Raw genomic sequence first — 13,191 nt, 5'->3', positions numbered from 1 at the left:
TAATGGTTTAAAACCATTAGCTGTATTTTTATATTTTATTAATAAAATTTGATTTTACAAATCTCCTTTTAAATAGAATCATTAATAACATGCCGTCTATAAACCATTGAAGAGTAGTTATCCACCAGACATATACGACAGATATTTTTGATACATAAATAAAGTAATACATTAGAGGAAGCCGTATGAGCCAGCTTGAAATAAGAGAAACATTAAAAGGTGTTTTTGTATCTCCGGCGCCTTTTAATGCACCGCCAAAAATCATTGAAAGTGCCATAAAGGGTTGTTCTATGGAAGCTATCATTAAGCAAATAGAACCTTTATTTATAACCTCTATCTCTGAGGTGCTGATAAATGCCTTTATTAATATATCAGGTATAGTTAAGAATAGTATAGAGCATAAACTCATAATTATCACCCCTAAAATAGTACAGGTATATGCATACTCTTTTGCTCCTTCATAGTTTTCCTCGCCTATCTTATGACCAACTAAGGTAGTAGCGGCAACTGAAAAACCCCATCCAGGCATAAAGGATATGCCTTCGATTGTAGTAGTTATTTGATTTGCGGCAAAAGCTATAGTACCTAAATGCATAATAAAGAAGGTGCTTAAAAGTCTGCTTATACTGAAGGAAGCTTCCTGTAGAGAAGAAGGAATAGATAGTTTAAGTATTTCTTTAATTTTGATTGTTCTTAGGTTTGTTATATATTTTAATTTGATTTTAATTTGGGATTTGTTAATGGTATATATTAGTAAAAATACAAAACCAGTAATTTGGGCAGAAGCAGTAGCAATAGCTGAACCTTTTATTCCAAGTTCAGGAAAGTGAAGGTTTCCGAATATTAAAAGCCAGTCAAGTCCTATATTTACTAAGTTTACAATAATAGAAACTAGGAGAGGTGTTTTTGTATTCCCGTAGCCTCTTAAAACAGCACTAAGTATATTGGCAAGCATATTAAAGAAGATTCCAAAAGAGGTTATTCTCATAAATAAAACTCCGAAAGTTATTACTTCTCCTTTGGCTCCAGCAAGGCTTAGTATTTCATCACAAAATAAAAAAGCTGATAAAGCTATAAATAAAGCAATAACACCTCCCAATAGTAAACCTAAGGCAGCATATTCTTCAGCTTTATTAATGTTTTTAGCTCCAATACTTCTGGCAACTAGAGAAGTTACAGCTACTGAAATACCTACAGAAATAAAAATACCTGTAAAAGTAGACATTATTTCTGAGGAAAGTCCCACTGTACTTACAGCTACATTTCCTCCGTATTTTCCAACCATCATTGTATCAAATACCCATATCATCATATAAAGTACCATTTCGCCTACAGCAGGGAGTGCAAGTGAAAGTACATTATGTATAGTATTTTTTTTTAGCATATAATCCTCCGCGTACTTAATTAAAATAATCACAATTAAAATGGTAATATATTCTTTTAGATAAAGCAACTATGTGAAAGACTTAGTCGAAATATAGACATTTAGTAAGTTATATAGGGTTTCTTGTAATAATTTAATAAAAAATGTTTAAATAAATTATAATATTATGATACTATATAAATAGTGATATTTTTCGACAGTATATAAAGAGGTGAGTGGTATGCTCGGATGGAGAGATCTCTATGAACAGTGTAATAGTTGTGGAAAATGTTCTCTTTCGAAAAATAGAAAAAATATTGTCTTTGGAGATGGGAATTTAAAGGCGGCTATCATGTTTATAGGAGAAGCACCAGGAGCAGATGAAGATGAGCAGGGGAAACCTTTTGTAGGAAAGGCCGGGCAGCTATTGACAAAGGGTCTTACAGCTTTAAATTTAATAAGAGATAGGGATTATTATATTTGTAATATTTGCAAATGTAGGCCTGAAAATAATAGAACTCCATATGATGAAGAAACAGAAAGGTGTTTACCTTATTTAAGAAATCAGGTTGCTTTAGTTAAACCTAAAATTATAGTATGCCTAGGAGCAACTGCTATGAAAAATATTATAAATAAAGATTGGAAAATAACAAGGGATAGAGGAAAATGGATTGAAAGAAAAGGCTATAGTATAATAGCTACATTTCATCCAGCAGCTTTATTCAGAGATGAGTCAAAAAAACAATTGTTCTGGCAGGACTTGAAAAATATCAGACAAAAGTACGATGAACTTATTAATAAATCCGAGTAGATTTAGTGAAATAATGAAAGCTATTTAACAAATGATTGTAAGGGGCGGAATAACTATGAAGGCAGAATATGTAAATCCATTTTTAGAAGCATTTGATAATGTTGCCCAGCAGGTAATAAATATAAAACCTGAAAAGGGAAAGTTATATGTTAAGGAAGGTAGTACCAAATCGGGAGATGTAGCAATTACTATAGGTGTTACAGGAGACTTGTCAGGAAGTGTAGTATTAAGCATGAGCGAAGAAGCTGCAAAATTTATAGCTTCTAAAATGATGTTTGGAATGGAAGTTAAAGAATTGGATGATATGGCTAAAAGTGCAATATCTGAACTTGGAAATATGGTAGCAGGGAATTCAGCAAGCTTTTTTGTGAATATAGGAAAAAATATAAATATTACCCCCCCAAGTCTTTATACAGGTAAAAATATGACCATTTATGCATATAAAGGCAAGGCTCTTTGTGTACCTATGCATATTGAAAACAAAACTATAGAGATAGATATTTCTGTTTCATAGCATAATGATTAATATATATAATAAAAAAGGAGCAAAATTTTGCTCCTTTTTTTATTCGAATACATTTAGGATGGATCCAAATATATCCTTATTAGCTTTTATTTTATCTTCACTTCCTAGTACACAGAAATAGTTTTGTTTCATGCAGTCAGCTATTAAAGTTCCTAGAGAACGAATATCCTCTTTTTTAGTTCCTATAATCTCATCTCTTTCCTTTTGAACATGAGCTTGAGTTATATGCCTAATATAATATTCATCAGATACAATCCCCTTCATTGAAGGTGTAAGTGGTGAATCAAGTTCACTTACTGTACCTATTATATATTTTGTCATTTCACGTTCATCAGAATCAAAGTTCTGAGCAAATTCCCCCGCTTTATCATAAGCTGCTAAGGTTTCTTTGAGGTTTGGATCCCGATAGGAGCTGAATACTGTGTTTCCACCCCATTGGAAGTTTGCAAAGGCACCATAGGCCCCTCCTTGTACTCTAACCTTATTCCATAAGTAATCAAAACCGATTATGGTTTTTAAAACCTGAAGGCTTCCAGTGTAAGAATAACCTAGTTCTTTAAAGTTATAAGCCTTAGCTACATACTGTACCTTTGAAGAAGTCATAAGGCCTTCATTAAGGGCAGAGGGTTCAAAGTTATAAGATATTTTTTCTGGATTCTCAGTGCTTAAGCTGTTATATAAGCTTACAAAGCTCTTTTCGAAACTTTCGTAATCTTTTTCCTCACCAGTAAAGCTTAATATAAGATTATTTCTATTAAATATGAGCTTTGAAAGATGCTTAAAGCTTTCAACTACTTCTGAATATCTAGTCTCAAAATTATTCTCTAAATCTGAAATAAACTTATAGAAAGATAAGCCTATAAGAGTTTCTTCATACTTAGCAATAGGGGAAAAGTATGAAGCAGCGCGTTTTGCAGCTACAGTATGACCTCTTTGCAGCATCCTCATTTCCATTCTAGATTTCATTTCCTGGATTATTTCTTTAATACGCTTTTTATCTTCAAATTTCGTATGAAGCATTATTTCCTCAATTATTTCTATTAACTTAGGAAGTTTTTCCGTCAAAGCTTTAGCTCTAACTGTAAACTTTGGATAGAAAATATCACTCTTTCCGCACTCAGCAAAGGCTTCTCCGCCAAAGCGTATTCCTCCTGTATTAATATTTATAATATTTGAAAGTTCTTCGTAGCTGTATTTTTCTGTTCCTATTTTGCCGAGAACTGAAGATAGAAGGCTTATATATGGGAGCTTATCCTGAGGAACGGTGCTTGAGTTAAAATACATATTTATGTAAGCTATTCCGCTCGTAAAAATAGGATGTACTAAAGTCTTAATACTATTTATCTGAGCTTCTAATAAAGGAAGAGTCTCTGATTTTTTATCTATATCCTCTAAAGATAGTAAAGGGATTGTTTTTAAAACTTCTGGAGAGTCAGGGGTTACTTGTCTTTCCTTTAGTTTATTTGTATTTACAATTATTTTATTAAGCTCGCTGTCTGATAAACTTGATTTGTAATCTTCAAGCTTCTTTTTTAATTCTTCTGCTTTTTTTTCAGCTAAACCTTTTTTAGGGTTAACTATAACTAGAGAACTATGAGTGTTGTTTAGCAGGTATTTCTCTATAAGTTTCTCAAAATAATTTGTAGTAAGCGCCTCTTTTACTTTATTTAATGTATCTTCATATTCAAGATGCATAAGAGAATTTTCACCATAAAGCCAGCTGTCCATACATCTGATTCCGTACATCAAACCTCTTGGATAGCCATCAAATTCAGCTTCTCTTAATTGAAATTCCCTAATATTAATAGAAGACTCAATGAGTTTTTTATCAATACCATTTTGAGTAAGAGCTTTGAGTGTATCAGATACAACCTTTTTAAATTGATCTACCTTGGCTTCGTTGGAGTTTTTTACTACAACGCTGAAGGTAGGCTGAAGCACACTGCTGTCGTAAGACCCAAATACGTCTTTCCCAAGGTCTGCATCAATTAAAGCTTTTTTAAGTGGTGCTGCAGGAGTTTCAAGCAGTAAATGTTCTAGTATATCAAAAGCTAAGGATAATTCTTTATCAGTAGATCTTCCTATAACGTAGTTAAGACTTAGAAAAGATTTATCCTCTTCCTTTTCATTATCGGATATTGGATAATCTAATACCAGCTTTCTTTCTGCTTCAAAGGCTTTTTGAACAGGTATTTCCGAGTCTACTTGTATTTTATCGAAGTTCTTTAAGTATTCTTCATTAATAAACTTTAACTGCTCAGTTATATCCATAGCTCCATAAAGGAATATATAGCTGTTTGAAGGATGATAAAGCTTCTTATGGAAAGCAGTAAACTGTTCTTGAGTTAAATCAGGTATAAAATCTGGGTCTCCACCTGACTCAACACCGTATGGTGTGTCAGGAAATAATGATTCTTGAACCTTTCTCATAAGAATAGATTCAGGAGAAGAAAGAGCACCCTTCATTTCGTTATAAACTACACCTTTATAAGTAAGTTCATCCTCTTTATTTTCAAGCTCATAATGCCACCCTTCCTGCATCATTATTTCAGGGTATTTATAAATGTTAGGGTAAAGCACAGCATCAAGATATACATCCATAAGATTGTGAAAATCTTTATCATTCCTGCTTGCGACTGGGTACATAGTTTTGTCTGAAAAAGTCATAGCATTTAAAAAAGTATTAAGAGAACCTTTGATTAATTCAACAAAAGGCTCTTTTGAAGGAAATTTTCTAGAACCGCATAAAACAGAATGTTCTAATATGTGGGCAACTCCAGTGCTGTCAGTTGGTGGAGTTCTAAAGCTTATTGAAAATACTTTATTGTCATCATCATTTTTAAGGTATAAAAGCTTAGCACCGCTTTTTTCGTGCTCAAATATGAATGCAGTTGAATTGATGTCTTTAATATTTTTTTGTTCTAGTAGCTTAAAGCCGCTATAAACTTTATTAAGTTGTAATTCCATCTATATAACTACTCCTTTCTAATACCATATAAATTTATATTGTCCAAATTATGGGGCAATTATTATATATTCTCTTCAAGTAGAAAAATTCCTTTTAAAATAAGTAAAATATGTATAGAATAAATAGGTAGACTTGTAAGCGGTTTAAATAATAGAGGTGTAGTAATGTATGAAATAGATGAGCAAAAGTTGAAGAATACCGTGGGCAATGTAATATATGCAAGAGGGTTGGATATATACTTAAGAAATAAAATCAGGCGTATGGATTTAAGTATAGAAGATATGGGAAGTGAGGATGTTTTAGACATTGATGCACTAGTTGACTCCTCCTATGGAACGCAAAATTACAATATAAATGTTAAAATTGGGCAGAGAAGCGGAAGATTAGCTTTTAATTGTGATTGCGACTATTCTGCAAGCAGTGAGAAGCTATGTAAACATGTAGTTGCTGTTCTTTTAAAATTTAATAGGGAAAGAGACACCCTAGTTAGAAAACAAAGAGGTTTAAGTTCTAGGAAAACAAATGAGTTTATTAATTGCATAAAAAATAATATGCTATCTTCAGAGGAAAGTTATTTAAGAGAATTATCCTTAGAAGTAAAATATAACGTAGAATTTGATGATGAAAGAAAATCAACAATTGAACTTAAGGTTGGAGAAAATAAAACTTATGTTGTTAAAAATATGAGAGATTTTTTGTCAGCAGTAGATAATAAGGATGCAGTTATAGAATTTGGCAAAAACTTCACTTATGATCCGGCTGTATATACTTTCAAAGAAGAAGATAAGAATCTTATAGATTTACTTTTAGAAGTATATCAAACAGATAAAATGATAGCAACTAATAGCAGCTTTCATGGATATTGGAATAGGCCTGCAAGTCTTATATCAGGTAAAAAGGCAGTTTTAACTGACAGGCAGGTAAAAAGATTTTTTATTATTATGAAGGGAAAATGTTTTGATGCTTCAATAGATAATTTGATTTTAAACAATATATCAATACTTGAAGAAAATATGCCTTTAGAGTTTGATATTAAGCTTACTAATGCGGCATTAATTATAAAGCAGAATGAAGATTTGCCGTTACCGCTTACAGATAGCGGAGAGTATTTTTTTTATAAAAATAATATTTATCATCCTTTAAAGGAACAGACAAGGATTTATCTGCCCTTTTACACAGAAATATCAAACTCAAGAACAAAAAGCATGAGTTTTAATAAAGCAGATGTTGAAAAAGTTGCTTCCTACATAATTCCTAATATAAAAAATATAAGTAAGAAGATAAATATAGATAAATCATTGGAAAACAAGCTTTATGAAGAAGAATTAAAGATAAGAGTTTATTTAGATAAAGAAGAAGATGGGGTTTCTGCTGATATAATATTTAAATATGGAAATATTGAAATCAATCCTCTTAATGAGAAAGATAAGTATGAAGAAAAGAAGGTTTTAATAAGAGATATAACTAAGGAGCTTCAGCTTATATCCTATCTAATAAGTGCAGGTTTTAGGGAAGATAAATTCAACTATAAGCTTAAGGATGAAGAGAGATTAGTTGAGTTTTTAACAGAAGGTTTAAACTATATTCAAGAACAGGGAGAGGTGTACTACTCTGATAGATTTAAAAATATGAAGGTGTATACTTCTTCCAATATTAAATCAAACATAAGACTTAATGATGAAGATCTCTTAGAGTTTTCTTTTAATATAGAAGGAATAGATAAGAATGAACTTAAGGATATATTAGGTGCTTTAAAGCAGAAGAAAAAATATTATAAACTAAAAAAAGGCGGTTTTGTTTCGCTTCAAAATAAAGAACTTCAAGATATGGGAAGTATGATAGAGTACTTGGATATTAAAGATTCGGATTTAGAAAAAGATAGAATACTTCTTTCAAAGTACAATGCACTTTATATAGATCAAAATCTTAAAGGAAACAATATGATTTATGTAGAGAAAAATAAAAGATTCAGAGAGCTTGTAAATAATATAAGAGAAGTTTCTGAAATAGATTTTAATATGCCAGAGCATTTAGAAGGTATAATGAGAGGCTATCAAAAATTTGGCTTTAAGTGGTTTAAAACTCTTTCAAGCTGCGGTTTTGGCGGAATACTCGCGGATGAAATGGGACTTGGAAAGACGCTGCAGACAATAGCCTTTATTGAATCAGAGGTGAATGAAAATTCAGAAAGAAAACCTTCTCTAGTAGTAGCGCCAACCTCTTTGGTGTATAACTGGAAAAGTGAGATTGAAAAGTTTGCTTCTAATCTAAAATCTATAGTTATATCAGGCTCAAAGGATGAGAGAGAAGAAAAGAGAAGAGAAATTGAGGAAGCAGATATCGTAATAACCTCTTATCCATTAATAAGAAGGGATATAGAAGAATATAAAAAGATAAAATTTAGATATTGCATATTGGATGAAGCTCAGCAGATAAAAAATCCTGCATCTATAAATGCTCAGTCTGTTAAAGAATTAAAAGCACAAGGATACTTTGCATTGACAGGTACTCCAATTGAAAATTCCTTAACAGAATTATGGTCTATTTTTGATTTTATAATGCCAGGATATTTATTGTCTCACAACAAGTTTTTAAGAAAATATGAGACACCAATAGTTAAGAGCAAAGATGAAAAGGCATTAGAAGAACTCAATAAGCATGTGAGGCCTTTTATATTAAGAAGGCTTAAAAAGGATGTTGTAAAAGAGCTCCCTCCTAAAATAGAACACAAGCTTGTAGTGGAAATGACAGAAGAGCAAAAGAAGCTTTATGCCGCTTTTATTGAAAAGGCTAAGCAAGAAGTTAATAATGAAATAAGTGAAAGAGGTTTTAATAGAAGTAAAATAAAGATACTTTCTATTTTAACTAGACTAAGACAAATCTGCTGCGATCCTTCAACTTTTGTTGAAAACTTTGAGGGTGAAAGCGGTAAGATGCTTGCTCTTGATGATTTACTTGTAGACAGTATTAACGAAGGACACAGAATCCTATTATTTTCTCAATTTACATCTGTGCTTAAGAATATAGCAAAAAGGTTAAATTCAAATAATATTGATTATATGTATTTGGATGGTCAAACCAAGACAGAAGACAGAGTCAAGATGGTTGAGGAATTTAATAAAGGTCAAAGCAGTATATTTCTTATTTCTCTTAAAGCAGGAGGTACAGGGCTGAATCTAACAGGGGCTGATGTAGTTATTCACTTTGACCCATGGTGGAATCCAGCCGTTGAAGAACAGGCTACAGATAGAGCCCATAGAATCGGACAGCAGAAAACTGTTGAGGTAATAAAAATTGTTGCCCAAGGTACTATTGAAGAAAAAATTTATAATCTTCAGGAGAAAAAGAGAGAAATTATAAAATCAGTTATGGGTGAAGAAAGCAGCGAGGAAAGCTTGGTTTCACAAATGACACAGGAAGAAATAGAAGATTTATTTAAGTTTTAGTATTAAGTTTATAAAAATAGGAAAAAATATTGACATAAAGGTGGTTGTGGAATATTATTATAATTAATAAAGTAAATAAATGCAGTGATGGGAAGAGTAGCAAAGGAAAGTGTTTTAAAGAGAGCTGGATTAGGTGAAAGCCGGCAGCATGGAAGCTTGTGAACATGGCCCCAGAGCAGCTTGCTTGAAGAATAGTAGGGCATGTCGGCGGCAACCGTTATATTGCAGGGTGATAAAAACCTATTCATAGATATCAAAGAAAATCATCTGTTTAATGTTCATAAAAACCGTAGAAGCATCGATATTTTACTCCATTAAATAGTGATTTGCTAATTGAATCTATTCAGGTGGAGTCACTTGGTGAGTTACTTATGGTGACATAAGTATAAATTAGAGTGGTAACGCGTATATTACGTCTCTATGTGGAATTTTCTGCATAGGGACTTTTTTATTTGCTCTGCATATTGCTTTAAACAACTGGAAATCATTTTATATAGGAGGAATTGATTATGACAAAGAAACCATATTACATTACAACACCAATTTACTATCCATCTGCAAACTTACACATAGGAAATACTTATACTACTGTTGCGGCAGACGCTTTAGCTAGATTTAAAAGACTAACAGGCTATGAAGTGTTTTTCCTGACAGGAACAGATGAACACGGTGAAAAGATTCAAAGAATTGCAGAAGGTAAAGGAGTTACACCAAAGGAATATGTTGATGAAATAGTAGCAGGAATTAAAGACCTTTGGAAGCTTATGAACATAAGCTATGATAAGTTCATAAGAACCACAGACAGCTACCATGAAAAGGCTGTTCAAAAGATAGTTACACAGCTTTATGAACAAGGTGATATATACAAGAGCTCCTATGAAGGACATTACTGTATACCTTGTGAATCCTTTTGGACTGAAACACAGCTTGTTAACGGCAACTGTCCGGACTGCGGCAGACCAGTAGAAAAGAGAACTGAAGAGGCTTATTTCTTCAAAATGTCAAAGTACGCTGACAGGCTTATTGAATATATAGAGACTCATCCGGAGTTTATACAGCCAGAATCCAGAAAGAATGAGATGCTTAACAACTTTTTAAGACCAGGTCTCCAAGATTTATGTATTTCAAGAAACTCCTTTAACTGGGGTGTTCCTCTTGAGTTTGACCCAGGTCATGTAGTTTATGTTTGGATAGATGCTTTATCTAACTATATAACTGCCCTTGGATATAACAACGATGTAGATACAGAACTTTACGGAAAGTTTTGGCCTGCAGATGTTCATCTTATAGGAAAAGATATTTTAAGATTTCACACTATCTACTGGCCAATTATGCTTATGGCTCTCAATATACCTCTTCCAAAACAGGTATTTGGTCACGGCTGGCTTTTAGTAGATGGAGGAAAAATGTCCAAATCAAAGGGTAACGTAGTTGATCCTGTTGTACTTGCGCAGCATTTTGGAGTTGATGCTATAAGATACTATCTATTAAGGGAAATACCTTTTGGTTCAGATGGACTATTTAATAATGAAATATTTATAAAGAAAATAAATTCAGATTTAGCTAATGACTTAGGAAACCTTTTATCAAGAACAGTAGCTATGATTGAGAAATACTTTGAAGGAGCTATTCCTGCACCAACAGCTAGAGAAGCTATAGACAATGAGCTTATAGGACTTGCACTTGAAACTCCTAAAAAAGTAGAAGCGCATATAGATAATTTAAGAATTCCAGAAGCTTTAGCTGAAATTTGGACATTAATCAGAAGAGCTAATAAATATATAGATGAAACAACACCATGGATACTTGCAAAGGAAGAGAGCAAGAAGGAAAGACTTGGAACAGTTCTTTACAACTTAGCAGAAACTTTAAGATTTGCTTCTGTTTTAATATCCTCATTCTTACCTTATACCTCAGAGAAGATAAACGAACAGTTAAATGTTAATCTAACAGCTTGGGATAGTTTATCAGCCTTTGATGGAACTGAATCTTCTACCAAGGTTAAAAAGGGAGAAGCTATATTCCCAAGAATAGATGTTGAAGCTAAACTAAAAGAACTTGAAGCCTTAAAAGAAGTTAAGGAAGAACCAAAACAAACTATGCAGCCTTTAAAAGAAGAAATAACTATAGATGATTTTGAAAAGATAGATTTAAGAGTAGTTAAGGTTTTAGCCTGTGAGCCAGTAAAAGGAGCTAAAAAGCTCTTAAAGCTTAAGGTTGATTTAGCTGGTGAAGAAAGACAGGTAGTTTCAGGCATAGCACAGTGGTATAAGGGCGAGGATTTAGTAGGCAAATATGTTGTTTTAGTTGCTAACTTAAAGCCTGTAACCTTAAGAGGAGAGCTTTCACAAGGTATGATACTTGCAGCATCAACTGATGATGACAGCAAGCTATTTACAGTAAGTATACCTGGTGAACTTCCAACAGGAAGCCAGGTAAGATAATAAGAATTTATTAAACGCGGAATAATTAGAAAAAATATAGTATGCACAAGTAGAAATATACTTTGTAATAGTAGTACCTTTGTGTGTTCTATTGATTTCTAATTTTCCGCGTTTGTTTTTTTATATTGCTATTGTTTAGTCATGGACAAGTTGGATATAATTATATTAGAAAATATTTAATTTTAGGCGGGTGAAATAATGAGCTATAAAAGATTAATTACTTTGCTGATTTTATCTGGGAGCTTAGCAGTTACTGTTGTGGCAGGAAATATAAGTTTTAATAAAAAGCATGAGGAATTAATCAAAATGAGAGAACAAGTCGATTCCTCTTATAATAATACAAAAAGCTTAAGCGATCCTGTAAAAATTGAAATAATCCCTGCAATAATAGAAAATGAGAAGAGTAATTCCAGCGAAGTCAAGCCTGTTGAAACATCTAAAGAAGAATCAAAGAAAAGTTCACCTGTAAAACAAACTACTACGAGTAAAACTATAAAAAAATCTTCAAATACAAATTCAACAATAAAGAGCACTAATGAAGCTATAGCAGCAAAGCCGTCTGAATCATCAAATGCTGCTACGACAAACACAACAACCCCAAGCAGCAATATTAACGCTAATAGTAATACTTCAAATTCTGAAAACACTGTAAAACAGGAAGATAATACATCTAATGTGAAGCCTGCTGATAATATAACTACTGAAAGCAATGATAACAATACAAATAATACTACAGTTACTACTTCAGGTGGTACTGGATCTTTGGAAGGGCAAACTGGAAATATAACAGATACTTCTACAGTTAATACTGAAAATCAGCAGAATACTAATAATCCATAATCTCAGAATACTGGGAAAATAATAATACTAATTAAACCTCAGTATACATTTTATATTTGCAGACTGTAATATTGATTTAACTACAAATTTTGCTATAATTATAGGTATATATTATATTTGTCTGAAGAGATTATTATGTATAAGATGTTTGAGGGGTGCAATATGAAACGTAATAAAATATTTATGCCTAGTGTTATAACATTGCTTACAGCAGCACTAATTTTAACTGTTGTAGTAGGCAATATAAAATTTTCAAAGACTCAAAAGGAACTTTCTGAGTTAAAAGGAACTATAAAAACTACCATAACTACAAATTCCAATGATACTAAAACAGATGCTGATAAAAAAGAAACTGAAGAAAGTAAAACAGATTCAAGTAGTACAAACACCAATAATACACCTACAAGCACTAATAATAGTACAACAAAAAATAATACAACTACAAATAGCACTAATAAAAATACTAAAACTAATTCTACAACCACACAAAATAAAACAAATACAACTACTACTAATAGTAATACAACAAATTCAAAAAATAGATAATTTTAACAAGACAGTTCTAATTAGATGAACTGTCTTATTTTCATGTGAATAACTGTCATTGGAAAAAGATTGTCTCCTACTTGACTAAATCAGAGTTAAATAGTAGGATATAGGTATAAAAAATAATTCATGATATAGTTATCGGATATAATAAAGTAATTGCATAGAAATTTGATTTCAATCACAGAATAAAATGGAAAATAGTTATAAAATTAAATCATAGTAAAGTAGTCGGATTTAATTAATT

The 13,191-nt window shown here is 32.0% G+C and carries 8 protein-coding genes and 1 other annotated feature; of the genes, 6 read left to right on the top strand and 2 right to left on the bottom strand.

The annotated features are described in order from the left end of the window. Positions 1 to 28: 28 nt before the first annotated feature. Positions 29 to 1,384 carry an MATE family efflux transporter gene (locus tag JK636_RS11385; RefSeq protein ID WP_202749123.1) on the bottom strand — a complete coding sequence of 452 codons (1,356 nt, stop codon included), beginning with the start codon at positions 1,382 to 1,384 and terminating at the stop codon, positions 29 to 31. A 220-nt stretch (positions 1,385 to 1,604) separates the two neighbouring features. On the opposite strand from JK636_RS11385, the gene JK636_RS11380 reads away from it, so the two are divergent. Then, on the top strand, positions 1,605 to 2,174 hold the full coding sequence (locus JK636_RS11380; RefSeq protein WP_202749122.1) for a uracil-DNA glycosylase: 570 nt from the start codon (positions 1,605 to 1,607) through the stop codon (positions 2,172 to 2,174). A 55-nt stretch (positions 2,175 to 2,229) separates the two neighbouring features. Further along, positions 2,230 to 2,688, top strand: a complete 459-nt coding sequence (locus JK636_RS11375) for a chemotaxis protein CheX (RefSeq protein WP_202749121.1) — start codon at positions 2,230 to 2,232, stop codon at positions 2,686 to 2,688. A 51-nt stretch (positions 2,689 to 2,739) separates the two neighbouring features. Here the strand turns inward: JK636_RS11375 and JK636_RS11370 are convergent, their stop codons facing one another. After that, positions 2,740 to 5,667 (bottom strand): insulinase family protein, encoded by a 2,928-nt coding sequence (locus tag JK636_RS11370; RefSeq protein WP_202749120.1) that lies wholly within the window; start codon positions 5,665 to 5,667, stop codon positions 2,740 to 2,742. Between the two features lie 165 nt (positions 5,668 to 5,832). Here JK636_RS11370 and JK636_RS11365 point away from each other — a divergent pair, with 165 nt between their 5' ends. The 4 genes from JK636_RS11365 to JK636_RS11350 all read left to right on the top strand — a co-directional run bounded on the left by JK636_RS11365 (position 5,833) and on the right by JK636_RS11350 (position 12,944). Beyond that, positions 5,833 to 9,114: a DEAD/DEAH box helicase gene (locus JK636_RS11365; RefSeq protein WP_202749119.1), complete on the top strand. Its 3,282-nt coding sequence runs from the start codon at positions 5,833 to 5,835 to the stop codon at positions 9,112 to 9,114. Positions 9,115 to 9,189: 75 nt separating this feature from the next. Then, positions 9,190 to 9,537 (top strand) — a binding site (T-box leader). Between the two features lie 86 nt (positions 9,538 to 9,623). After that, positions 9,624 to 11,558, top strand: coding sequence for a methionine--tRNA ligase (gene metG / locus JK636_RS11360; protein WP_202749118.1), 1,935 nt, complete (start codon positions 9,624 to 9,626; stop codon positions 11,556 to 11,558). 198 nt (positions 11,559 to 11,756) lie between these two features. Then, positions 11,757 to 12,398 carry a hypothetical protein gene (locus tag JK636_RS11355; RefSeq protein ID WP_202749117.1) on the top strand — a complete coding sequence of 214 codons (642 nt, stop codon included), beginning with the start codon at positions 11,757 to 11,759 and terminating at the stop codon, positions 12,396 to 12,398. A 162-nt stretch (positions 12,399 to 12,560) separates the two neighbouring features. Beyond that, positions 12,561 to 12,944 (top strand): hypothetical protein, encoded by a 384-nt coding sequence (locus JK636_RS11350; protein ID WP_202749116.1) that lies wholly within the window; start codon positions 12,561 to 12,563, stop codon positions 12,942 to 12,944. Positions 12,945 to 13,191 lie beyond the last annotated feature (247 nt).

Source organism: Clostridium rhizosphaerae (assembly GCF_016765585.1).
Taxonomy (GTDB): domain Bacteria; phylum Bacillota; class Clostridia; order Clostridiales; family Clostridiaceae; genus Clostridium_AT; species Clostridium_AT rhizosphaerae.
Note: the sequence above shows the minus strand (reverse complement) of the source record. Positions and strands in the feature narration are given on the sequence as shown.